This is a genomic window from Sedimentibacter sp. LTW-03 (genome assembly GCF_052059825.1).
Classification (GTDB): Bacteria; Bacillota; Clostridia; order Tissierellales; family Sedimentibacteraceae; genus Sedimentibacter.
The window spans coordinates 1,831,048-1,856,934 of the sequence record NZ_CP197180.1 but is presented as its reverse complement, the minus strand read 5'-3'; the positions used below and the strand labels follow the sequence as shown (position 1 = coordinate 1,856,934).

16 protein-coding genes and 1 pseudogene are annotated in these 25,887 nt (G+C 39.6%); 11 read left to right on the top strand and 6 right to left on the bottom strand.

The features are described 5' to 3' along the window. Nucleotides 1–5 precede the first annotated feature (5 nt). The 4 genes from secA to ACS3UD_RS09245 all read left to right on the top strand — a co-directional run bounded on the left by secA (nt 6) and on the right by ACS3UD_RS09245 (nt 6,894). Nucleotides 6–2,768, top strand: coding sequence for a preprotein translocase subunit SecA (secA, locus tag ACS3UD_RS09260; protein ID WP_308139886.1), 2,763 nt, complete (start codon nt 6–8; stop codon nt 2,766–2,768). A 15-nt stretch (nt 2,769–2,783) separates the two neighbouring features. Next, nucleotides 2,784–3,894 (top strand): peptide chain release factor 2 gene (prfB, locus tag ACS3UD_RS09255; RefSeq protein WP_308139887.1). Its coding sequence is split into 2 segments (ribosomal slippage): nt 2,784–2,858 and nt 2,860–3,894, totalling 1,110 coding nucleotides; the frame shifts between segments, so codons are not numbered across the junction. A gap of 73 nt (nt 3,895–3,967) precedes the next feature. Then, nucleotides 3,968–6,253 (top strand): Tex family protein, encoded by a 2,286-nt coding sequence (locus tag ACS3UD_RS09250; RefSeq protein ID WP_308139888.1) that lies wholly within the window; start codon nt 3,968–3,970, stop codon nt 6,251–6,253. Nucleotides 6,254–6,261: 8 nt separating this feature from the next. Then, the gene (locus ACS3UD_RS09245) at nt 6,262–6,894 is read left to right on the top strand and encodes an HAD family hydrolase (RefSeq protein WP_308139889.1); all 633 of its coding nucleotides are present in this window, start codon (nt 6,262–6,264) and stop codon (nt 6,892–6,894) included. 148 nt (nt 6,895–7,042) lie between these two features. Here the strand turns inward: ACS3UD_RS09245 and ACS3UD_RS09240 are convergent, their stop codons facing one another. After that, complete coding sequence (locus ACS3UD_RS09240; protein WP_440977615.1) at nt 7,043–12,013, bottom strand: S-layer homology domain-containing protein; 4,971 nt, start codon at nt 12,011–12,013, stop codon at nt 7,043–7,045. 1 nt (nt 12,014) lies between these two features. Then, nucleotides 12,015–12,320 (bottom strand): hypothetical protein, encoded by a 306-nt coding sequence (locus ACS3UD_RS09235; RefSeq protein ID WP_308139892.1) that lies wholly within the window; start codon nt 12,318–12,320, stop codon nt 12,015–12,017. A 271-nt stretch (nt 12,321–12,591) separates the two neighbouring features. Here ACS3UD_RS09235 and ACS3UD_RS09230 point away from each other — a divergent pair, with 271 nt between their 5' ends. The 4 genes from ACS3UD_RS09230 to ACS3UD_RS09215 all read left to right on the top strand — a co-directional run bounded on the left by ACS3UD_RS09230 (nt 12,592) and on the right by ACS3UD_RS09215 (nt 16,549). Then, nucleotides 12,592–13,365 carry an enoyl-CoA hydratase-related protein gene (locus tag ACS3UD_RS09230; RefSeq protein WP_308139893.1) on the top strand — a complete coding sequence of 258 codons (774 nt, stop codon included), beginning with the start codon at nt 12,592–12,594 and terminating at the stop codon, nt 13,363–13,365. Nucleotides 13,366–13,567: 202 nt separating this feature from the next. Beyond that, a complete protein-coding gene (locus tag ACS3UD_RS09225) occupies nt 13,568–14,707 on the top strand; it encodes an acyl-CoA dehydrogenase (RefSeq protein WP_308139894.1) in 1,140 nt (379 codons plus the stop codon). 12 nt (nt 14,708–14,719) lie between these two features. Next, a complete protein-coding gene (locus ACS3UD_RS09220; RefSeq protein WP_308139895.1) occupies nt 14,720–15,502 on the top strand; it encodes an electron transfer flavoprotein subunit beta/FixA family protein in 783 nt (260 codons plus the stop codon). Nucleotides 15,503–15,517: 15 nt separating this feature from the next. Further along, entirely contained in the window at nt 15,518–16,549 is a 1,032-nt protein-coding gene (locus tag ACS3UD_RS09215) for an electron transfer flavoprotein subunit alpha/FixB family protein (RefSeq protein WP_308139896.1), read from the top strand. Between the two features lie 51 nt (nt 16,550–16,600). On the opposite strand, the gene ACS3UD_RS09210 is transcribed toward ACS3UD_RS09215, so the two are convergent. Beyond that, nucleotides 16,601–16,840 carry an alpha/beta-type small acid-soluble spore protein gene (locus ACS3UD_RS09210; protein ID WP_213925301.1) on the bottom strand — a complete coding sequence of 80 codons (240 nt, stop codon included), beginning with the start codon at nt 16,838–16,840 and terminating at the stop codon, nt 16,601–16,603. Between the two features lie 867 nt (nt 16,841–17,707). Here ACS3UD_RS09210 and glmS point away from each other — a divergent pair. The 3 genes from glmS (at nt 17,708) to ACS3UD_RS09195 (ending at nt 22,132) form a co-directional block, all read left to right on the top strand. Beyond that, complete coding sequence (gene glmS / locus ACS3UD_RS09205; RefSeq protein ID WP_308139898.1) at nt 17,708–19,498, top strand: glutamine--fructose-6-phosphate transaminase (isomerizing); 1,791 nt, start codon at nt 17,708–17,710, stop codon at nt 19,496–19,498. 488 nt (nt 19,499–19,986) lie between these two features. Then, the gene (locus ACS3UD_RS09200) at nt 19,987–20,112 is read left to right on the top strand and encodes a hypothetical protein (protein WP_308139899.1); all 126 of its coding nucleotides are present in this window, start codon (nt 19,987–19,989) and stop codon (nt 20,110–20,112) included. 556 nt (nt 20,113–20,668) lie between these two features. Further along, a complete protein-coding gene (locus tag ACS3UD_RS09195; protein ID WP_440977614.1) occupies nt 20,669–22,132 on the top strand; it encodes a S41 family peptidase in 1,464 nt (487 codons plus the stop codon). Nucleotides 22,133–22,249: 117 nt separating this feature from the next. On the opposite strand, the pseudogene ACS3UD_RS09190 reads toward ACS3UD_RS09195, so the two are convergent. The 3 genes and pseudogenes from ACS3UD_RS09190 to ACS3UD_RS09180 form a co-directional block, all read right to left on the bottom strand. Further along, nucleotides 22,250–22,722: pseudogene (locus ACS3UD_RS09190) on the bottom strand ((2Fe-2S)-binding protein). A gap of 1 nt (nt 22,723) precedes the next feature. Beyond that, the gene (locus ACS3UD_RS09185) at nt 22,724–23,557 is read right to left on the bottom strand and encodes an FAD binding domain-containing protein (protein ID WP_308139901.1); all 834 of its coding nucleotides are present in this window, start codon (nt 23,555–23,557) and stop codon (nt 22,724–22,726) included. Next, nucleotides 23,544–25,880: a xanthine dehydrogenase family protein molybdopterin-binding subunit gene (locus tag ACS3UD_RS09180; protein WP_308139902.1), complete on the bottom strand. Its 2,337-nt coding sequence runs from the start codon at nt 25,878–25,880 to the stop codon at nt 23,544–23,546. The genes ACS3UD_RS09185 and ACS3UD_RS09180 overlap by 14 nt, the downstream gene beginning before the upstream one ends. Nucleotides 25,881–25,887: the final 7 nt, after the last annotated feature.

The window sequence follows — 25,887 nt, the reverse complement described above, 5'->3', positions numbered from 1 at the left end:
GCAATATGAAAAAATTTTTAGAGAAAATTTTCGGTTCGTATAGTGAAAAAGAAGTTAAAAGATTAGAGCCAACTGTGAGCAAAATTTTGTCGTTAGAAAGTGAAATGACAAATCTAAGCGATGCACAGCTTAAAGCAAAAACTCAGGAATTTAAGGAAAGACTTGCTAAAGGAGAAACGAAGGATGATATTCTGCCCGAGGCATTCGCAGTTGTCAGAGAAGCTGCTTGGAGAGTTTTGGGTCAAAAACATTACCGAGTTCAGCTCATAGGAGGCATTGTGCTTCATCAGGGGCGTATAGCCGAAATGAGAACAGGTGAAGGTAAGACACTGGTTTCAACTTTGCCGGTTTATTTGAATGCACTGGAAGGAAAAGGCGTACATGTTATAACAGTCAATGATTATCTGGCAAAACGTGACTGTGAATGGATGGGCAAGGTTCATAATTTTTTAGGACTCAGTGTAGGATGTATTGTCCATGGAATAACCAAAGCTGACAGAATGAAAGCGTACAGATATGATATAACTTACGGTACAAATAATGAATTCGGTTTTGACTACCTGAGAGACAACATGGTTATAAGAAAAGAAGAGATGGTTCAAAGAGATTTGAACTACTGTATCATAGACGAAGTGGACTCAATACTGATAGATGAAGCCAGAACTCCGCTGATTATATCCGGAGAAGGAGACAAATCTACCAGTCTTTATGAAATGGCAAATAGTTTTGTTATAACCTTGAAGGGAAAAGTACAATTACCCGAAGACAAAAAATCTAAAATGGATTATATAATGGGCGATATCGACGAAGATGATACCGTTGATTATATAGTTGATGAAAAAGGCAAGAATGTTACGCTGACTGCCAGAGGTTTAACCAAAGCCGAGAAATTCTTCAATATTGAAAATCTTGCAGATCAGGAAAATATGGAAATTTCTCATCATATTAATCAGGCTTTGAAGGCACACAACACCATGAAAAGGGATATTGACTACATCGTAAAAGATGGGGAAGTTCTGATTGTAGATGAATTTACCGGACGTATTATGTACGGCAGAAGGTATTCAAACGGTCTGCACCAGGCAATAGAAGCAAAAGAAAGAATCGAAGTCAGAAAAGAATCAAAAACACTTGCAACCATTACATTTCAAAACTATTTCAGAATGTACAAGAAATTATCAGGTATGACGGGTACAGCTAAGACAGAGGAAGAAGAATTCAGGGAAATTTACGGTGTTGATGTTATTGAAATACCTACAAATAAACCGATAGCAAGAAAAGACTTTGAAGATGTTGTATATAAGGGAGAAGTAGGAAAATTCAAAGCAGTTATAAATGAAATAATAGAAAGAAACAAAAATGGTCAGCCTGTACTAGTAGGTACAATTTCTATTGAGAAATCGGAATTATTGAGCAAAATACTAAAAAAACAGGGCATTAAACATGAAGTACTAAATGCAAAACAGCATGATAAGGAAGCTGAAATTGTTGCTCAGGCAGGACGTCTCGGTGCTGTTACCATTGCCACAAATATGGCCGGTAGAGGTACGGACATTGTTCTGGGAGGAAATCCCGAATACCTTGCTAAGCACAAGATGAAAAAAAATGGATTTTCTGATGAGCTGATAGCACAGGCAGACGGATTTAACGATACAGAGGACCCTGAAGTAACTGAGGCAAGAAGAGTATACAAAGAACTTCTGGCGCAGTCAAGAGATGAACTCAGAGATGAGCAGGAAAAGGTAAGAGAAGCAGGCGGGCTTCATATTATCGGTACTGAACGTCATGAATCCAGACGTATAGATAATCAGCTTAGAGGGCGTGCCGGAAGACAGGGAGACCCAGGTTCCACGCGTTTTTATATCTCTCTTGAAGACGACCTTATGAGGCTTTTTGCCGGAGACAAGGTAAAATCAATAATTGAAACCCTTAAGATGCCCGAGGATGAGCCGCTGGAGGCAGGAATGCTGACAAGGACTATTGAAACGGCGCAATCAAGAGTTGAAGGCAGAAATTTTGACATAAGAAAGCATGTGCTTCAATATGACAATGTAATGAATAAGCAGAGAGAGGTTATTTATACCGAAAGAAGAAGAGTTCTTATGGGAGAGAATTTAAAGGACTACATCTCAAATATGATTAATGACCTTATTGATAAGGGAATCAGGATGTATACGACCGAAGAAAGATACTCCGATAATTGGAATATTGCAGAATATTCAAAATATATACAAGATACTTTTTCATTATTAATCAGTTTTGACGGCGAGAAAAAAGAAGACATTACAAAAGATATGATGAGAGAAAGGGCAAAGAGTGCCATTGACAGGCATTATGCAAGGCAGGAATCGGAATTCGGAGAGGAAATCTTCAGAGAAATAGAGAGAATTGTACTTTTGAAAAATGTTGATATGAAATGGATGGATCACATTGATGCTATGGATCAGCTGAGACAGGGAATAGGCCTCCGTGCAATAGGAAACGAGGATCCTGTGAGAGCATACCAGGTAGAAGGGTTCGACATGTTTGAGGAAATGACGTCATCAATTCAAGAAGATACAGTTAAAATGCTTATGAGAGTGAGACCTCAGGAAAAAATGCAGCGTAAAGAGGTTGCCAAGATTACAGGTACCAGCGGCGGAAATACCGGAGGAACAGGCAAGCCTCAGCCTGTGGTAAAAAGAGAGAAAAAAATAGGCAGGAATGATCCGTGTCCTTGCGGAAGCGGAAAGAAATACAAGAAATGCTGCGGAGCGAATGAAGAATAAGAAGGAGTTGATAAATTGATAGATTTTTATGAAATTAATGAGAGTTTAAAAAAATTTAACTCTATATTAGCAGAGGTTGGTGGTTCACTTTGACTTTGAAAAGTTAAAGGAAGAAAATATATTGCTTGAATCTGAAATGCAGGAGCCGGAATTTTGGAATGACCAGGAAAAAGCTCAGAAAGTATCACAGAAGCTAAAGCACAACACATCAAAAATAGAGCATTTTTTGAATTTAAAGCAGCAGGTTGAGGATCTTGAGATTATGACCGAAATGATTCGGGAGGAAGATGATGAATCTCATCTGCCGGAGCTGGAGGAAACAATTGAAAAAGTCGGAAAGATGCTGGATGATGCAAGAATTGTTGCGCTTTTAAGCGGCGAATTCGATAAGAATAACGCAATTATTTCCATTCACGCCGGAGCCGGAGGAACAGAGGCACAGGACTGGGCCGACATGCTTTACAGGATGTATTCCAGATGGATTGAAGCACATGGGTATGCAGCTACGGTACTGGATATACTGCCTGATACGGAGGCCGGCATCAAGAGCGTAACTCTTCTGGTTGAAGGGGAAAACGCGTACGGCTATCTGAAATCAGAGAAAGGTGTGCACCGCTTAGTGAGGATTTCTCCGTTTGATACTGCCAAGAAACGACACACGTCCTTTGCTTCTGTGGATGTAACGCCTGAGATGGACGATGATAATGACGTTGAAATAAATGAATCAGATATTCGTGTTGATACCTACCGCTCAAGCGGAGCGGGCGGGCAGCATGTAAATACTACTGATTCTGCAATACGTATAACACATATACCAACAGGCATAGTGGTTTCATGTCAGAATCAAAGGTCACAGCACAGCAACAAAGAAACGGCAATGAAAATGCTTATATCAAAGCTTTTGGAAATCAAACAGCTGGAAAACAAGGAAAAAATAGAGGATATTCAGGGGAAATACAATCAAATCGCATGGGGGAGTCAGATACGATCATATGTATTTCACCCCTACAGCATGGTCAAGGATCACCGAACGAATGCCGAGACAGCAAATGTACAGTCGGTAATGGACGGAAATCTGGATATGTTTATGAATGAATACCTTAAAATGAAATCATTGGAACAATAAAAAAACATAGGTGGACATATGGGCAGGCGTAAGACAGCTGAACATGGTTCGCCTGTTGTTAAAGGGAGAGAGTATGATAGATATTAACAAAATTTTATGCGATGAATTTAACATCAAGCCTTTTCAGGTTGAGAACACTGTAAAACTAATTGATGAGGGGAATACAATTCCGTTTATAGCTCGTTACCGTAAAGAGCAGACAGGATCTCTGGACGATGTCGTTTTGAGAGACCTGTATGACAGGCTGGTTTACTTGAGAAATCTGGAAGCCCGCAAGGAAGAAGTTATTCGCCTTATTGAAGAACAGGGAAAACTTACTGAAGAATTAAAGAATGAAATATCAAAGGCTGATGTAATGCAGCGCGTAGAGGATTTATATAGACCATACAAGCAGAAAAAATCAACTCGTGCATCAAAGGCAAGAGAAAAAGGGCTTGAACCTTTATCAAAGATTATACTTGCACAGAATTTAATGGAAGGTGATCTTGAAGAAATTGCTAAACCTTACATAGATGCAGAAAAGGGAGTTAAGAATGTCAAGGAAGCATTTGGTGGAGCGTGTGACATAATTGCAGAAATGGTTTCGGACAACGCGGATTACAGAAAGCATATAAGAGAAATGTATATATCAGACGGTATAATTACTTCTGAGGCAGCAAATGAAGAAGAAAAAACAGTATATGAAATGTACTACAAATTTGAAGAAGCAGTCAACAAAGTTGCAAATCATAGAATACTTGCCATTAACAGAGGCGAGAAAGAAAATAAACTGAAAGTCAAATTAAAAACTCCTGATGATAAAGCGGTAAATTATTTAATATCAAAAGAAATAAAAAATGAATCGGCAATTACGGCTGATTATTATTTGTCTGCAATTTCTGACGGATACAAAAGACTTATTTCTCCTTCTATTGAAAGAGAAGTAAGAAATATGCTTACGGAAAGAGCAGAAGCAGAAGCCATTAAGGTGTTTGGAAAAAATACAAAAAATCTGCTTATGGTGCCTCCGGTTAAAGATGTAAGAATACTTGCAATAGACCCCGGATACAGAACCGGCTGTAAGCTGGCTGTGCTTGATGGAACAGGAAAGTTTATGGACCAGGGTGTTATTTATCCAAGCGAGCCGAAAAATGAGGTTAAAAAATCTCAGAAAATTATGACTGAATTTATCAATAAATACGATGTAGATGTAATAACAATAGGAAATGGAACTGCATCAAGAGAAACAGAACAGGTTGTTGCAGATATGATTCCAAATCTTGATAAAAATACTACATACACAATAGTAAGTGAAGCAGGCGCTTCAGTATACTCTGCTTCAAAGCAGGCTCAGGAAGAATATCCAGACCTTGATGTTACAATAAGAGGTGCGATTTCAATAGGTAGAAGGCTTCAAGATCCACTTGCCGAACTTGTAAAAATAGATCCAAAGAGTATAGGAGTAGGCCAGTACCAGCATGATGTTAACCAGACAAAGCTTGGCCAGGAACTAGATGGAGTGGTAGAAGATTGTGTTAACAGCGTCGGAGTTGATTTGAACACTGCTTCAACTGCTCTGCTGCAATATGTTTCGGGAGTATCTAAAACAATTGCAAAAAATGTTGTTAAATATAGAGAAGAAAACGGAAAGTTTACAGACAGGCAAGAGCTGATGAAGGTTAAAATGCTGGGGGAAAAGGCATTTGAACAATGCGCTGGGTTTTTAAGAATTTCAGACGGAGACAACCCCCTTGATAAAACTGCGGTGCACCCTGAATCATATGAAATAGCATTAAATCTGTTGGATAAGCTTGGATATAATGTTGATGACGTGAGAAGCGGAAATCTTAGAGATATCAATGAAAGAATTATGAAAATAAAGGTAAAAGAGGACAACAAAGTTCAAATGTCCTCGAAGAACACTAGGTTGAAGGGATTGGCGGCTCTTTCTCAGATAAAATTTAAAGAAGAGAAAAAACCGGCCAGAGAAAAAATTAAAGAAAGAATAAAAATTCTGTCTGAAGAGCTGAATATAGGAGTTCCAACATTAACCGATATAATCGAAGAAATCAGGAAACCTGGAAGAGACCCTAGGGATGAAATGCCTAAGGTAATTTTTAGAAGCGATGTAATGAAATTCGAAGACATGGAAGTTGGAATGAAGCTTACAGGAACCGTAAGAAACGTAGTGGATTTTGGAGCTTTTGTAGATATAGGTGTAAAACAGGACGGACTTGTCCACATATCTGAAATGAGCGATAAATATATTAAGAATCCAATGGAAGCAGTGCAGGTTGGCGATACGGTAAATGTTAGTATAATTAGCATTGACAAGGAAAGACAAAGAATAGGCTTGAGCATGAAGACAAAAAGGAATTAGGAGAAAACATGATAGATACTGTAATATTTGACTTTGACGGAACACTTGCCAATACAAATCAAATGATCTTAAATTCATTTAGGCATATATACTCGGTATTTCATAAAAAAGAGTTAAGCGAAGAATATGTTATGAGTACATTCGGAGAGCCGCTGGCATTAACTTTATCAAGAGATTTCGGACAATTTAATTTTGAAGATGTAATTGCTTCCTACAGAGATTATCAAAAGGAAAGATTTAACGAAGAGGTTACACTTTATGAAACAGTTGAGGAAACTTTGGAATATTTGAAAAATAAAAATATAAAACTGGGCATCGCTACATCAAGGCTTAAAAATTCTACTACACAGGCGTTGGAAAATTTCAACATCGACGGATACTTCAGTTCTGTTGTTTCTGCGGATGATGTGAAGAAGCACAAACCGGACAAAGAACCTCTAATAAAGGCGATAAAAGAGCTTGGAAGTTCTCCAGAGACAACATTGTATGTGGGGGATTCCAGATTTGATATGGAATGCGCAATAAATGCCGGAGTGACTCCTGTTTTGGCAGGCTGGCAGCATGGAGCAGATGAATTGGCTAAAATATATAACATTAAGCATGTGCTGAAAAAAATGTGGGATTTGACAGAAATGTTATAAATTATTTGAAAATTCTGAACTTTAAGTGTCACACAGATATAATAAATTAATCGAGAGTAATAGGCATGGGGTAACGTGAAAAGCAGAAGGTCAGCCACAATTTTTGTGACTGACTTTCTGTTTTTATAGTTTATCTTAGATTCTTAGATTATTTACCCAGCAGATTATACAATACCTGCGCCATTTCTGCTCTGGTGGTTGTGCTTGCAGGATATATATTGCCGCCGCTGCCTCCTATAGTGCCGGTATTAACCAACAGCGTCATGGCGTCCAGCGCCCAAGGATTAATCTGTCCAGCATCGGCGAAATCAGAGAGAGTTCTGCCGGAATTGCCGGTGGGGATTTGATCGATGACCTTTAGGGCATTGTACAGCAAAGCGACCATTTCCTGACGGGTGATTTCCTTGTCCGGAGCATACATATTGTTTCCTACGCCTGCGGAGATACCCAGTCTTTTTGCTGCTGCCAGATAGCCGGTGTAATAGGTATCGCCGGCATCTGCAAAGTTGTGGGTGGTATTCTCGTCAGGTGATATGCCGTAGGTTTTCATCATCATGACCATGAATTCACCGCGGGTTAATCTTGCTTCGGGGCTGTAATTTCCGTCTCCTGTACCTCCGGTAATTTCTCTTGCTGCAATGAAGCTCACCGCATTGTTATACCACGCACTCTCAGCCACATCATTGAAGCTTACATTGTTATATGCTACGGCGTAGTTGCTAAAATGGGTCGCATCAAAGGTAACCATGCCGGTTTCAAGGTCGTATCGACCGTTTGTAATGCATTGCGGATTACCGCTGTTGTCGATGTACCATACGACGATGTTCTCCGTATTGTCAAGCTCCGCTTCGGTCGGTGTATAAGGTATGCTCACCGTTACAGGCGCAGTTGGATTAGACCAGTCGGTCTGTCTGCCGTCGATGGACAACGTAAGCCGGACGAGGGGTCTGTTGCCGATGGCGGCTTTCACATCATCAGAGAGATTGCTCTTATCTCCATGACCAACAGAGATTTCCGCACGTCTTCCGCCTATGGCCGTTATGCCTGTAAGCATATTTGAAGGAACAGTTACGTTTCCGTAATCGGTCTTGAACAATATTTCACTCTGCTCTTCCGGTGTATTCAGATTCGGAACAGGTACTCCCAGCAAATAAGTATCGGCGCCGGGTACTGACGGTACCGTAACAACTGCAGTTTGACCAACGGGTATGAGATTGCCGTCCGTGCTAATGTTTACGGCTGCACTGCCGCTATTTTTATCGACCGTAACCGGTAAAGTCGTATTAGAACTATTGCCGGATTCCACGACCGCCTTATATTCCGGAGTTGAGGGTTTTGATGGAGAGCTGGCGTTGTTACCGCCTCCGCTTGACCTTGCCCTTACTGACACGTTGATTTCGGTAGTTAACGGTACGTTGCTCGGGTTAATTACTCCGTTGGGAAGTGTCACGGTTCCTTTTACCGCAAAGGCCTGCGCTTTTGTGACAGATGGTTCATAAGAGCACGAATCCACATCCCAGGTTACGCTTGCCTGAATACTGCCGTCATCGGTGACAAGCGCCACTGTGGATGGCAGTCCCAACGCGGAAGCTGTTTTTTCCGTTCTGTTGGCTATGCCTGTGATTGCTGCCGGTGTCGTTATGCTGACAAGTGTTTTATCTGTTGCGGCAGCCTCATTCACTGTAACGCTTATGCTTATATCCAGAGAAATGTTGTTTGAATTTACCACTCCATCCGGCAGAACCACGGTTCCGTCTACTACAAAAGTTTGCCCTGTTGTGACGGACGTGTCATAAGAGCACGAATCCACATCCCAGGTTACACTTGCCTGAACACTGCCGTCATCTGTTATAAGAGTCACTGTTGAGGGCAGCCCCAATGAGGAAGCTGTTTTCTCCGTACCGTTTACCACACCCGTGATTGCCGTCTGGGTTGTGATACTGATTAGGGTCTTATCTGTGGAGACTGCCTCGTTTACCACCTGCGTAACCGTGAATCCGGTATCGCTCATATTATCAGCAGAAATTGTCACCACAGCCGTGTAGGTTTCAGCAGTCAGACCCATATTGGGAACTAACATGAACGTAGTTGCATCACCTTGATTGGAAAGCTCTGTGGTCAGTGGATGCGTCGTCGTGAAGCTGTCGGAATTATTTCCACTCAGGGCTACAGCAAGATTGGAAAGCGTTCCGTTGCCGGCATTCTCAATAGTGACGGAAATTGTCTGTAGGTCGTCCGCCCCGTACCCCTCGGTCAGAGGTAAAAATGTCTGATTATCAATAGATTTGATGCCGTATGTGACAACCTGCTTAACCCCCTCAATGTAGGAGCCTGCAAGGTCACCAGAGCCGTCGCCTGCGATCAGGCAGGTTCCCAATACCAGATCAGATTCGTTGATACCGTCATTGTCAATCGTGACCTGAGCACGGCTTGACTCAGGGTCATAGGAAGGCGTAACCGAATCGCCGGTAAAGCCGATGTGGATTGTGCCGGACGTACCTGCGTCTATGGCATGGTTTGTATATGGGCTGTTGCGTGAAATACTAAGCTCAGCCTGAGAAATAACTATTGTTCCGCTGCTGCCGGCAAGACCGACACCGATGCCTGCACCACCTCCTCCTGTGGCAGTAATATCCCCGCCTGTGATAATAATTGTGCCGGTACCGACTTTGTATCCGCCGCCGATGCCCGCGCCGTATTCTCCTCCTGTGGCAATGATTGTTCCGCCGGAAATCTCAATTGTGCCGCCGTCAAGGGGGTTTTCATCATTTGCGTAGCCGCCGCCGATGCCTGCACCTCCGCCGGAAGCGCCACCGGTGGCTGTAATGTCGCCGCCTGAGATTTCAATGGTGCCGCTGTTTTCCCAGTAGCGGCCGCCGATGCCGGCTGAACGGTCTCCTCCGTTAGCGATGACAGTTCCGTCTGTAATCGTAATAGATCCGTGTGTGCTGCCGATTCCAGCTCCGTTTGTACTGGTGGCATTAACGGTTCCGCCTGTAATTGTTACAGAAACCGGCATTCTTTGGCTAACATATTGGTAAGACCCGCTACCGATGCCGGAGCCTCCTGTGGATGTTGCCGTAATGTCGCCGCCGGATATCAGGACAGAGCCGCCTGTATAAGTGGTAGTGATATTGCTTGTAATATAGCCGCCACCAATGCCTGCGCCGCCGTTTATTCCGGCAGCAATTACAGTTCCGCCCTCAATGGTAATACTGCCCATGGGTCGGCCATAACCGCCGCCGATACCAGCACTGTATTGTCCGCCGGTGGCTGTAATGTCGCCGCCCTTAATGAGAATAGCGCCGCCTGTTCCGGAAGTTCCGCCGCCGATACCGGACGCCCGATATCCGCCTGTAGCCGTTACGACTCCGCCTTCAATGGTAATAGAGCCTCCGTCTCCTCCTCTGCCGCCGCCTATGCCGGCTCCAGAACCGGTTCCTCCATCGGCATCTCCTCCTATTGCATTGATGACACCGCCTTTGATTGTAATAACGCCTGCCTGTGCCGGCGTACTGCTGTAGCCACCGCCGATACCGGCAGCATAGTATCCGCCCTGTGCGGTAAGCTCATCGTTGTCCGTCCCCAAAATTATAAGTTCTGTACCTGTGGGAACCTCAAGACCTGCCCTGTTGTTTCCGCTTGTCATGCTGTTAACTCCCGAAATGGTGAGCTCGACTTCAGAGGAGCCTGTCAGTGCAAATGCAGAATTGACGGCGCTACTGATGCTGGCATTATCCAAAAGAATTTTTACCGTTCCATCTGTTGCAGAAATAGTAACGTTATTGCTTCCGCTGCCGGTGATAGTGATGATCTGAGACTGCGGAATGTTATCCAGAACTGATGAAGCTCCGCAAGTTACCTTGTATGTTCCTGCATCAGTTCCATCGGCTATGGTGACATGTCCTTTGGAAATATCGAACACATAATCCTCCGGTTCAGGTGGCTCAGGGGTGTCGTCAGTCAGATAAAATTCAAGATTGTCGTAATAAGCCTGTGTATTGTTGGCCAAATTGCCGGCGCTTATGGCAAGACGGTTAATCCCGGAGGGCAGCGGTAACGCACCGTTGAGCAATTCTCCGTCCAAATAGACCGCATATGTGCTTGCGGCGGGGGTTGCCACGATTTTGACATGGTGCCACACATTTGCGGTGTAGTCATCCTTAAGCGTGACTGATCCAGATTTAGTTGCGGTGGTTATTTTACCGCCGTTGAAAAATAGTCCGGCTTCATGATTGCCCTCATAGTTGCTGTCGGCAAAAGAAAGGCGCAGCTGGAAACCTGTGTCAAGCAAGGGATAGACATCGCCCTCAAAGACATAAGCACCTGCGGAAGCAAGAACTAACGAATTCAGTAGAATTTGTTGGTCCGAAGCCGCACCACTGTTTGAAGCCAGCACAAGCATATTTGAGGAAGAATCGCTCACGTTTGCCACAACCTTCTGATTTCCGCTGCCTGTGCCGCCGTTTCTCTGTGCCAGCGGTGACATGGAGTTCGACGCAATATAAGTATTCAGCGGATAGGCCTCGAAATCCTCAAAATAATAGTAATCGCAGGGCAGAGAAATTGTAAGTGGTGCACTGACGTTGCCCGCTCCGTCCTTTACAGCAAGATGGACATACTTTATCCCTTCCATCAGACCGCTAAGCGACACCGTAGTGGTATCCTCTGTTACCGAACCGCCGTTAGTGCCGCCGGATATTACGTCTGCAGGCGGTGTTTTGCTGTCGGTAATCTTATAATAACAGGTACCCGATTCATTTGACATAAAGCGAACCGTGGCTGTTTCGCTGCCGCTTCGCCATACTGAAGAGCCGGTTAGTTCCGGAGCGGTTGTGTCGGTAGCGGAATACAGGCGAACATTATCAAAATAAATCAGCCTACTGCCGGCATTGCCGCTCCACCCCTGCAGTTTAACGGAATTGCCGGGACTTACACTGACATCCGTTGATATAACCACAGAACTAGATGTGCTCCAGCCCTCGGGCGCGCTTCCATGAGTCCCTGAATCAAAGGTATCATAAATACCGGTATATGCAGACGCCATGATCGGGAGTACCGCAAATAACAATAGGACCATGAAGGCTGATGTCAGCCAAATTGTTAGTTTTTTACTCATTTTACTCTCCTCCTTTATATTCGCAGATGATTTTTGTTTTCAAATGCTCTTTTAAATAACTTGCAACTTCCTCGAAGTCAACGCCCTCCTCGAACACTCCGACATATACCGCATCCTGAGCCTGAATTTCCAGTTCCGGATATTTTCGCTGTGTCAGCGTGACGGAGAGGAGACCCTCCTGTTTGAGGATGATCTGTTCTGCATCCTCTGCCTTAGTGGGAATCAGGAGCAGATTGTTTCCCCTGGCTCCAAGACTATATGGTGTTTTCTTAAAAAATCCCGTCTTCATCCAAAGAATGAGTTTCATATACATCACCTCATAATAAGTATATTTGCAAATTCCAAACAGAACAATGATGCTTGGATAATTGACAATGACAAAAGTGGCATAAGTCATGCCACTTTTTCTTAAAGCATTATGTAACCTTTTATATCCTAAAAATTAAGGGAGGAGTCATTATGAAATTTTCTGACAACTTAAGGAGTTTTTTTTGATAATTAATAAAAATTAATGGAAATTAAACTTTTGAGTGGTATAATGATTAAAGTGCAAAAAATTTAAGAGAAGGAAGATATTTATGAAGATTGAAAATCTATTGGTTGAAAAAAATGAAGGTGTAAGCACAGTAAGGATTAGCAGCCCTAAAACAATGAATGCATTAAATTCTGAAATGCTTGCAGAGCTTGAGTATATTTTCAACCAATTAAATGAAGATGATGATACTAGAGTTATTGTGATAACTGGGGAAGGAAAGGCGTTTGTTGCTGGAGCTGATATAGCATACATGAGTACAATGACTCCTGCACAGGCAAAAAAGTTTTCAGAGGACGGTTCTAGATTGTTCAGGAAAATTGAAGTGCTAAGCAAAGTAGTAATTGCAGCGGTTAACGGTTATGCTTTGGGCGGAGGCTGTGAGCTTGCAATGGCCTGTGACATTAGAATTGCATCACGAAAGGCAAAATTTGGGCAGCCCGAGGTTGGACTAGGAATTATTCCAGGATTTTCGGGAACTCAAAGACTCTCTAGGATGGTAGGAATGGGAAGGGCAAAAGAACTGATTTATGCCGGAGAGCACATTGATGCTGAAGAAGCGTACAGAATAGGTCTTGTTAATAAAGTGACAGAGAAAGACAATTTGATGGAAGAAACATATAAACTAGCCAATAAAATTAAGTCGAATTCCGGAATTGCAGTTAAATATGCAAAAGAGTCCATAAATAGAGGAGTAGAGACGGATATTGAAACAGGAATAGCCTACGAAACAAATATTTTCAGCTTATGCTTTGCTGCGGATGACCGAGAGGAAGGAATAGCTGCATTTATGGAGAAAAGAAAGCCTAATTTCAAATAGTTGTACAAAAATAAATATTAGTGTCACAAACACGACAGAGACCAATTGGTCTCTGTCATTGTTTGGAAAAAATTGTGCTTGATATTTAATAAACAAAGGAGTATAATTTAACCGTTAATGCTATGAAAATTTATAGCATTAACGGTTAAATTATTAACAATTGGGTAAAAAGGGTAGAGACAAAAAATTAAGGAGTGAAGACATGAATTTTCAATTAAGCAAGGAACATGAAATGGCTAGGCAGCTGTTCAGAGAATTTGCTGTCACTGAGGTGGAACCGTTGGCCCAGGAAGTTGATGAGGAAGAAAAATTTCCTGCTGAGACTGTTGAGAAAATGCATAAGTTTGGCTTTATGGGGATACCGTTTCCAAAAGAATACGGCGGCCAGGGCTGTGATAACTTAACATATGTTATGGCAGTTGAAGAATTATCAAAGGTTTGTGCGACTACAGGTGTTATTTTGTCTGCACACACATCATTATGCGCATCTCCGATTTATGAATTTGGTACAGAAGAGCAAAAAAAGAAATATTTGACTAAACTGGCGTCGGGAGAATGGCTAGGCGCATTCGGACTTACAGAGCCAGGAGCAGGTACAGATGCTGCAGGGCAGCAGACTAAGGCTGTTCTGGACGGTGAGAATTATATTTTGAACGGAACTAAAATATTTATAACAAACGGTTCATATGCTGACGCATATATAATTATGGCTATGACCGATAAATCGAAGGGAACAAGAGGAATCTCAGCATTTATAGTTGAAAAAGGCTTCCCAGGATTTTCAATAGGAAAAAAAGAGTTAAAAATGGGTATCAGAGGATCGGCTACATGTGAGCTTATTTTTGAAGATTGCATAGTACCGAAGGAAAACCTTTTAGGGAAAGAAGGACAGGGCTTTAAAATTGCAATGAAAACTCTGGACGGAGGAAGAATAGGAATAGCTTCTCAGGCGCTTGGAATTGCTCAGGGAGCTATAGATGAAACTGTTAAGTATGTGAAAGAAAGAAAACAGTTCGGAAGATCTATCTCCAAGTTCCAGAATACGCAATTTCAACTGGCAGATATGCAAACAAGAGTGGATGCATCAAGACTGTTGGTGTACAGGGCTGCGGCCAGCAAGGACGCAGGTCAGCCTTATAGCGTAGATGCTGCAATGGCAAAGCTATTTGCTGCGGAAACTGCAATGGAGGTTACAACAAAGGCTGTTCAGCTCCATGGAGGATATGGATACACAAGAGACTATCCTGTTGAAAGAATGATGAGAGATGCAAAGATAACAGAAATCTATGAAGGAACTTCAGAGGTTCAGAGGATGGTTATCAGTGCGAATATGTTGAAGTAGGGAGGCAGAATAATGAATATAGTAGTATGCATAAAACAAGTGCCTGACACAACAGAAGTAAGGCTTGATCCAAAAACGGGCACATTAATAAGAGAAGGTGTTCCAAGCATAATAAATCCTGACGATAAGGCAGGGCTTGAGGCAGCATTGAGATTAAAAGATGAAACAGGCGCGCATGTAACAGTGTTATCAATGGGACCGCCGCAGGCAGATCTGGCACTTCGAGAAGCACTGGCAATGGGTGCAGATGAAGCAATCCTATTAACTGACAGAGCATTTGGCGGAGCTGATACATGGGCAACATCATCCACAATCGCAGCCGCAATTAAAAATTTGAAATATGATTTAATCATAACAGGAAGACAGGCAATAGACGGAGATACAGCTCAAGTAGGCCCGCAAATTGCTGAACATCTTGGACTTGCTAATATAAGCTATGTCGAAGACATTAAAATAGAAGGCAATTATGTAATTATAAAAAGGCAATATGAAGACAGATACCACACAATTAAGGCTGAAATGCCTGTATTGATTACGGCACTGTCAGAGTTGAACAAACCAAGATATATGACTCCGGGAGGAATATTTGACGCATTCAGAGCCAATAATCCAACGGTTTGGAATTTGAAAGATATAGATGTAGATACAGATAACATTGGTCTTAAGGGTTCTCCTACGAAGGTTAAAAAATCATTTACCAAGGGTGCAAAATCTGCAGGTAAGGTATTTAGCTTGGAACCACAGGAATCAGCTGAATTGATAGTTGATAAATTAAAAGAGAAATTTATATTATAGTAGGAGGGCAGACGAATGAATATTTCAGAATATAAAGGTGTATTTGTTTTTGCAGAACAAAGAGACTGCAAAGTACAGAAAGTTGCCTTTGAGCTTATAGGCAAGGGAAGGGAACTAGCAAAAGAATTAAACACAACTGTAACGGCAGTATTACTGGGTAAAGATATGAAGGATGAAGCAAAAAAACTTTGCTATGCCGGAGCAGATGCTTGCATATATGCAGATGATGAGCTTTTGGACTTATATATGACAGAGCCGTATGTTTATGCTTTGAATAAAATTATAACGGACAAAAAGCCCGAAGTTGTGTTGTTCGGAGCAACAGCAATAGGAAGAGACATGGCTCCGAGAGTATCAGCCAGAGTCCACACAGGATTGACTGCTGATTGTACAGGTTTGGCAATAGAAAAGGATGACACAGATTCGGATAAATTAAATCTGATGATGACAAGACCAGCATTCGGAGGCAATATTATGGCTACAATTGCATGCCCGAATCACAGACCTCAAATGGCTACTGTAAGACCTGGCGTTATGAAGACTGCTAAATTCTCAGAGCAGAATCCTGTTAACATAGAAGAATACAAAATTGACATACCTAAAAAATGCAAAAATGTTGAAATATTGGATGTGATTCCGATAATTCAGCAGAGAATGAATATCGAAGATGCAAAAGTGTTGGTATCGGGCGGAAGAGGAATGCATGGTCCGGAAAACTATCCGATGCTTGAAGAACTGGCAGATCTGTTAGGCGGCACAATTTCGGCTTCAAGAGCTGCTGTTGATGCAGGCTGGGTTCCAAAAGACAGACAAGTAGGTCAGACAGGGAAAACCGTAAGACCAAATCTTTATATAGCATGCGGTATTTCCGGAGCAATACAGCACTTGGCAGGTATGGAGGAATCCGAATTTATAATTGCAATAAACAAGGATGAAACAGCTCCTATATTTGATGTTGCAGATGTGGGAATAGTGGGAGATGTTTTCAAGATAGTTCCTCTGCTGATTGATGAACTTAAAAAAGAAAGAGCAAGCGAAAACAAATAAAACAAAATGGTGAGCAGCATAGCCGCTCACCATTTTTTATTTTAACTTGGTTTATTTCATTCCGCCAGTTCCGCTGGATCCGCTCATTTGTCTCTGAGCCATTTCAACTAATCTTTTTGTCATGTAACCGCCAACATATCCATTTTGTCTAGCTGTCAAATTACCTTTGTCAACCTGCTCATAATTTGTTAATCCCAATTCATTAGCTATTTCAGTCTTCATTTGATTCAAAGCTTGTTTTGCTTCAGGAACAACTATATTGTTGCTTCCGCTGTTATTGTTTGATGCCATTTTGTTTTCTCCTTTCATAGATGTATTATTAGTATTGTCCTTGATTTCTAATTTAATCATGTAAGATAATGTTACGGTGGTAAATTATACTATTGGGCCCAATCAACCTGAATAACTATGTAAAGTTCAGGTCAATCTTAATTTACAAGATTAAATTTCAAGAAAGCCTTTTTGAATGACTTTCTAACATTATTATTAACAGCGATTTTTTAATAATACATGGCAAATAATTGAACAAAAGGATGAGAATTGGCAAGAAAAAATTGCTTCATACAACAATAAATAAAAAAGTATAGACGTTTTCCATTTTTTATGGTAAAATGTGAAAAGTGAAGTAACTTTTTTTATTTTTTTTCATAATTTAATAAATAGAAAAGGAGGTATTCAGGGAGTCAGGACAAAAAAGTATTATAGCGCCAGAACTAAATTAGTTGACGAGGACAGAGTTATCGAAAATTCGGCGGATGCTCTGCGGTGCGGCTTCATCGATATGGTTTTTACAAATCCGGCAGGTGACTGTTGAGACAAAATAAAACCGTTAGCCAACATATCCATTACTGAAATAATATTATCTTTCCTGAAAATTCCCAATTTAATCAAATTAGAAAAATAATTTTTTATTAATAGTATTTAGGTTTTGTACCATTTTGCTGTGGTTCTTATTTCCCAAGAACTTCTTGTTTTTATGCATATTTTATATTATTGCTAAAAATAAAAATGCAATGCTAATGGTTATGATTTTATGCCCTAAAGAATATTAATTTAATATCGTTGCTTTATTAGAAAAGCAGGAATATCCTGCGTAAAATTTCATGTGTCTGCAAAAAGCAGGCGGAAAATATTATAATATAAGAATGGAGAAATATTATGTGCGGAATAGTTGGTTATATAGGATTTGAAGATGTTAAGGAAATTATTTTAGGTGGATTGGAAAAGCTGGAATACAGAGGTTACGATTCGGCAGGTATAGCGGTTGCATATAACAATAACGTATATATATGTAAGGAAAAAGGAAGAATATCCAATTTAAGAGAATGTTTTGACAACAGTATTTCAGGAAATCTTGGAATAGGTCATACCAGATGGGCGACACACGGTGTGCCGAATAAAATTAATTCTCATCCCCACCAAAGCAGCTCTACAAGATTTACACTGGTTCATAACGGTATAATAGAAAATGAGGATGAATTGAGACATAAATACTTAAATGGAAGTAAATTTACAAGCGATACAGATTCAGAAGTTATAGTGCAGCTTATTGAAAAGTTCGTTAATGACGGAGAAGATGTCCCTTTGGCAATCAGACACACCATGAGTGAATTGGATGGGTCATATGCTCTTGCCATTCTTGATAAGGAAGATATGAATACGCTGTATGCGGCTAAAAATAAGACGCCTTTGCTGGCCGGAAAGGGAGAAGGCTTTAACATGCTCGGCAGTGATGCAATGGCAATGATTAACTATACAAACCAGTTTTATGAAATAGAAGATAAGGAATTTCTTAAAATTACAAAAGATGACATAGAAATATATACAATTTACGGGAACAGAGTATCAAGAGAGCCATATAAAACGGATATTGATGCGTCTGACACTGAAAAAGGAACATACCCTCATTACATGATGAAAGAGATAGAAGAACAACCTTTTGTAATCAGAAAAATAATGTCTCAATATGTAGATGAAAACGGAAATATGTACATTGCTCCGGAAATTATTGAAAATATTAGAGAATGCGACAAACTATACATTATCGCCTGCGGAACCAGCTACCATGCCGGCCTTATAGGGAAACAATTTTTTGAAAAAATAGCCGGAAAGCCTACGGAAGTTATAATTGCCAGTGAATTCATATACAATATGCCGCTTTTATCCAACAAGCCCCTGTTTATGTTTATTTCCCAAAGCGGAGAAACTGCAGACTGCAGAGCGGTGCTTGTAAAGGTTAAAGAGATGGGCTTCAAAACGCTTACAGTGACAAATGTAAAGGGATCAACACTGTCAAGAGAGGCAGACAATACTCTCCTCCTATATGCAGGTCCTGAAATTGCCGTTGCTTCAACAAAGGCATACACTGCACAAATAGCTGTATTATCAATTGTTGCTGCATTGGTTGATAATAAAATTGACATAAACATTTTTAAAGAATTGAGCAAAATTGCATACACAATGGAAACCCTATGCGATGATAAAGATAAATATAAAGAACTTGCGGAAAAATATCTTGCAGACAGCAGGAGCTGCTTCTATATAGGAAGAAGCATGGACTACTTTGTATGCTTAGAAGCGGCACTCAAGCTAAAGGAAATTTCATATATACAGACAGAGGGCTTCGCTGCAGGCGAGTTAAAACACGGAACAATTGCATTAATTGAGCAGAACACTCCTGTTATTGCAGTCATTACACAGGAAAATATAAACCTTAACACAAGAAGTAACATCAAGGAAGTTAAGGCAAGAGGAGCTGCTACAATGGTAATATCTATGAGAAAATTAAGCCAGGAAACAGATGATATAGTAATTGACGATATCAACGAACTATTATCACCTCTTGCAGCCATAATACCGGCACAGTACCTAGCTTACTACGCAGCACTCATTAAAGGCTGCGACATAGATAAGCCGAGGAACCTGGCAAAATCGGTAACGGTTGAGTAAAGCGGTTTTGCTGTTTTGCGATATGTGTTCAGCCACAATTAAGTTATGAAAAAAACAACTATGTTGTGAAAAAATTGAATTAGCATAAAATACAAAAATGCATAAAAGATATTCTTATAATAGAAAATTCTGTAGAAGATAAACCGCTACAGAATTTTTTTATTAAGTAAAATTAATAATTTTAAAGGTAGGAAACCAATATTTGTATAATTTATATAAAAGGTATGGTATAATTTAATGGAAACGATTACGCATTTATGAAATTCGGCGAACTAAAACGATAACGGAGGAAAGCTGCTATGGAAAATAAAGGGATAAGGGCAATCTGGCACGGTTGGTCTGTAGCATTTTTGTGGTTAAATGTTCTTACAGATATACCCTATATTTTTGCAGCATTAGCATCTTGTTGCATTATTATTGGTAATATACGCAGTAGGCAACTATGAAAAGTTAATATAACCTGTATTTGGGCAAGAAGAATTTGATACATGGGTAATAGGATATGTGTGAGCATAAGCAAAGAAGATTATTTAAAGATAGATGATGAAATATTTGATGAAATGTCTTTGGAAAAGATATATGACAACGCAAAGAAACATTGGGATAATGTGTAGAAAATTTTAAAAATAATGATAAAAAGTCAACACGGATAAAAAATCCGTGTTTATTTTTTTGCAATTAAACGTCCGAAGAAACTTTTGCGCCAAACTATATTTATAATAGAACAAGCTGTAACAACTTATGCATTGAAGAATACAATGATAGCAATACTATACAGGAGTTATGTTCATGCTGAAAATACTGTTGTACGGCAGTGCACGGAGCGTAAAATACCTACGGTGTCTATGCCGCAAAAAACGCAAAAACTTCCCGTCTGATCCTGCACGAAGATATCAAATTTATTTATAAACAAAAAAACAAAATCGATATTTTACCTTAGAAACGGAGAAACTATGGAAATACGGGATTACCAATAAATTATTCTAAATAAAATGGTGGATAAGTCCCCCAGTACACTCGAAAAATCACTTAAGGAAATTATAATTTCATTAGGTATTTTTTTGTGAGCATTTTTTACGTATTGGAATTTAGTGTAATTTGTGTTATAATTTACAAACAGGTAAAAATTGATTAAGAAAAATATTTTGTAATGAAAGGAAATACATAGTAATGATAAAGGTATTGTGTGCTGTGATGAGTTTATTAATGTTGGTTCTTCCTGTATATGGATATAATGGTCAGGATGACTTTTACAGTGAGGTAAAAGTGATTAACGAGCAGCATGCACTTGAAACTATGTGTGTACCTGGCGTAGATATTAAGGCTTATACACCTGATATGAAAGCATTTGAAGTAGGGTTTACAGCCGAAGAGCTTGAAGGTATTACGGAATATAGCAAGTTCAAGGGAAGTGCAAGCCGTCTAACATATGAAGAAGCAGAGGGTGATGCAGACATTATATTCCGAGTCTTGAAAAATTGCTATGGGGCATACTTCTATTTCGGAGGAGATAAGACCTTTGAAAGAGCAAAGGAAGATGTGCTCTCAGATTGTAAGGCTGCGGGAGAGAAGTTGTCTGTCAGTATTTTGCGTGAATCACTTAAAAGGAATCTCAGCTTTGTAAAGGATGGTCATTTTCGGATTGGCAATGAGCCCGTTTTAGAAAAAGCAGTATATTATTCTAACGAAGAAACGGTATTCCTTAAGGATAAAAAGGGATATTATGTTGAGGAAGGCGGAAAGAGAAGCTATGTTTCCATGGTAGATGGCAGCCATGAGATTGAAAAATACATGAAGCGTTCCATAAATGATAAAGGAATGCTTGTCTATAAGATAGGCATGCTTTCTGCGGATGTAATAGGAGTGGCAGAGGTTGTGTTTGATAACAGGACCGAAAAATTTGTATTGGTGCCTCCAAAATTTGAAAATCATACAGATAACGGTACATATTATTCTGACTATGAAGTAAATGGTATTCCGGTTATTTCTGTACGTTCATTCATGTATGAACAGGACGGAAGAAGATTTGTCAGGTCGGCAGATACTGTGAAAAATAGTAAGGTTTCAGTTTTAGATATGCGTGGAAACTGCGGGGGAATGTCCAAATATGTTATAGACTGGCTGGATATATATGATCCGGTGCTGTCAAAATATGCTACAGGCAATGTGTACGCATATCGAATAAGCAGGGCAGCGGATTATCTGAAATACAAAAATCTTGGGCAATATTTATCAGATCAGGAATCAGAACAGTTGCTGAATAACTACAGTTCGGGAAGCAACGGTTGGGAAATAAAAGAAGCATCGGCTTTTGTGCGCAGTAAAAACAGTAATTTATTATTTGTTCTTGTTGACAATTATACATTTTCCGCCGGCGAATGGCTTATTGCGGCTCTGCGTAATAAGGACAACGTGATTTTTGTGGGAACCAACAGCGGCGGAGGCTTGATGAGTGACAGCTCTGTTAAGATTGTGCTTCCCAATTCGAGAATCAATATCGAGTGTGGCTCCGGATTAGGCTTTTATTATGATGAAGCAGTGTTTACTGAAGAAACCGGATTTTCACCGGATATTTGGGTAAATGATGACGCAATGATGCATACACTGAATATGATTTCGTACTACGGGTTATAGAGAAAGATGTATGATGTGTGAAAGACTAATTTATTGATATTATAAAGAATGAATATAATAAGATTAGAAACCCTTGAGAAGCTGTTTAGGCTATCAAGGGTTATTTTGTAATGTTTCTTAAATACTTTCTGTTAAAATTGAATTTATGGCTTCCTTTATTTCCTGATAACTCGTGCACCTGCATAAATTAGATTGGAGCCACTGTTCTGTTATATAATCATCTGCATTTTTGTGCTGTGTAGCTAAAGAATGACATACCATTAAAAATCCTGATGTGCAAAATCCACATTGAAATCCCCATTTTTCTACAAATGCTTTTTGAATAGGAGCATTTTTAAGACCTTCAATTGTTGTTATTTTATGACCTATCATTTTTCTACAGTTAGAGTTAAACAGGATTTTATAGGCCATCCGTCTACAATAACAGTGCATGCACCACAATCACCATTTTCACAGCCAGGTTTTGCACCCGTAAGATTTAATTCATTTCTAAGAGTATAAAGCAATGTATCAGAAGGGTTTACTACAACTTTCCTTTTTTCATCATTTACATCAAGCTCTATTATACTGGTATCTAAAATTTTAAACATATCACACCTCATTTAACATTTTAAAAGTATTTTCAAGGGTATTTTTAAGCACAAATTTTCTATACTCGGATGATCCTTCAGTGTCATTTAATATTGAAGATGATACTTGATTAATAATTTGGCTTATTTTATTTTTATGACTTATTCCCTCATCGTTAATATAATTTTCTATTTCTTTATTTCTAAAAGGATAAGAATATAACCCGCTAAAAGCAATTCTGACTTTATTATCCTTTTTAAGTGCTGCTACTGTCATAAGCGGATAAGCAATTTTATCGCTTTTAGTTTTTTTAACGTGGACATATGGAAGTGAAAAATATCTTTCATCTATTTTTAAACTAACTAATATTTCACCAGGTAAAAGGTTTAGTTTCTCATTAAATATTTGATTAAATTGAACTTCTCGTCTGCCATTTTTTCCAAAAATGACAACATGGCTGTCACAAAGCATTAAGGGAAGTGATGTTTCTCTATATATTATAGTTCCACATAAATTGCCCCCAATTGTCAATTTACACTGAATAGTGTGGTCAGCTATTCGGGCAGCAGTTTGGCCAAGGAGTGGAAATATTTTTGATTCTGATATTTGGCTAAGTGTTATTGCACTACCAATGTTTAATGTAGTATCATTTATTTCCATAGTACAGCATTCTGGAATTCCTTTTATATCTATGACTGCACCTATGTGAATGTTATTTGCTCTTGCCATCGTTATAATTTCAGTTCCACCACTATAATACATGGGGTTTTTACCCTGTGAATTTAGTTCATTAAATACTTGGAAGGCTTCTTCTAATGAGTCCACCATATAATATTCAAATTTAGTAGGTATCATTTTTGCCTCCTGTTTTTTTTCTCCAAATGTATTCCGGTGTTATAGGTAGTTTGTCAACATCGATATCAGCTGCTAAGGATATGGCATTTCCTAATGCACCAGGAATTCCAATGATGCCATGTTCAGCTACTCCTCTTGCACCATATGGCGCTGATAAATCAGGTGTTTCTACAAAATCAACAACATATTCAGGATTCTCTCCGTATCTCATCATCTTATATGTTCTAAAACTTGTACTTTGCATGATACCATTTTTATCGTATAAAAACTCTTCTCTGCTTCCTATTCCAAGTCCCATGTTCATACCGCCCATTAAAAGACCCATAGCTGATTTTGGATTTATAAGTTTACCTACATCAATTACAGTTGCAGCTTTAACAAATCTATATGTGCATTCTGTTTTATCATATTCAATTTCAACTGCTTGAGCGCCAAGTGTCCAAGAAGGAGCTGCTTTACCTATCCCGGTAGCAGGATCAAGATGTGTAAGTCTGCTCATAACAAAACTTCCTCTTCCAAATATATGACCACCAACTGTATTTCCGTTGTCATATTGAAATCCATAAACTAAATCTTTGAATGATATATATGTTGTAGGATCTTCGTTTAAAAATACTCTCATATTGCCAACATCTAAATCCTCCGAAGAACATTTGAGTGCAACTGCAGCAGCTTTTTTTAACTGCATGATTAAGTCTTCAGCAGCTCTTAATACTGCGCTTCCTGCCATATAGGTGCTCATGCTCGCCACTGTTTTCCAATGTGTAGGACTTGTTTGAGTATTTATATTCATAACTACATTAATTTTATTTATAGGCATTTTCATTTTTTCTGCTAGAATTTGAGCTAATGTTGTTTTTGAACCGGGGCCTATTTCAACAACACCACAGTTCAAATTGATACTTCCATCAGAATTAAAGGTGAGCAAAACGCCTGAGGATGCATCAGTGGGTGAATCAGATGTTTTCCAAAAGCAACTGATGCCCTTAGTTCTAACTTTTCCATTGTCTAATTCAATTTTGTTTCCTTCCTGCCAATTCATAATCTGTTTAAGTTTTTCTAAACACGAAACAAGGTCGCCGGAATTGCTTTTAGTTATTTTTACCTGTGTTGGTGAAGTCTTGCCTACAGTTATAGCATTATTTATTCTTAACTGAATAGGGTCCATGCCTAGTTTGAGTGCTAATTTATCCATCAATCTTTCTAAACAAAAAGCGTGGCTCGCGTGGCTAAAACCTCTAAATGATGTGGAATAACTATGATTTGTATAAATGCTCATGGCATCACATGATAAATTTTCTATTGCGTAAGGTCCAGAACAATCAACTGCAATAGCCTTTGCTAAACGTGGAGATATGTTGGAATAGGCTCCGCCATCAACTAAATAAGTCATTTCTGCAGCCTTTAACTTTCCATTATTGTCAGCTCCAAGCCTAATTTTAACTTCAGCTCCCATTTTACATGGTGAAGTAGCAATATCTTCTTCACGGCTGTTTGAAATTTTTACTGGTCTTCCATCAACTGACCGTGAAGCAAGATATGCTAAAATTTCTAATTGAACACATGCTTTTCCTCCAAAAGCGCCACCTACAAGGGGGGTGTGTACAACCACTTTGCTTTCTTCTAGCTTAAAATATTTGCTTATGTATTTTTTTACAGTAAAAGGAGTTTGTGTCGAAGTATTGATTAGAACTGTTCCATCTGGCAATATTTCAGCTCTTGCATTTCTTACTTCCATGGCAGCATGATCCGCTTGCGACTCTGTAAAGCTTCCTTCCACAACGACTTTGCTCTCCAGCCATCCCTTATTTACATCACCTTTTCTAATTTTTACAATGTGTGAAATATTGGTGTTTTTTTGTGGATATACATATTTAGATTCAAATGTATAATCTGTTAAATTTTCATGAATTAATGTAGCGTTTTCTTTTGTTGCTTCAGAAACTGAATTCACAACAGGTAGTTGTTCATATTCAATTTTTATTAAGTTTGCTGCTCGCATTGCAGTTTGATCACAATCTGCCACTACTAAAGCAACCGGTTCCCCGTAGTATCTAACTTTATCTTTTGCAATAGGAGGTCTGTCATCGATGAGTTCACCAAATAAAATTTCGCAATCATTTCCTGTTAAAATAGATTTGACACCAGGCTCTATTAATGCCTGAGAAATATCAATGGATTTAATTTTAGCATGTGCACATGTACTACATAACATCTTCGCATGAAAAATATTTTTAACAACTTCATCCACGTTATATTTCGCTGCCCCGGTTACTTTATCCCAGGCTTCTTTTTTAAGAATGCTATTGCCTAAAACCGTCAATTCATTT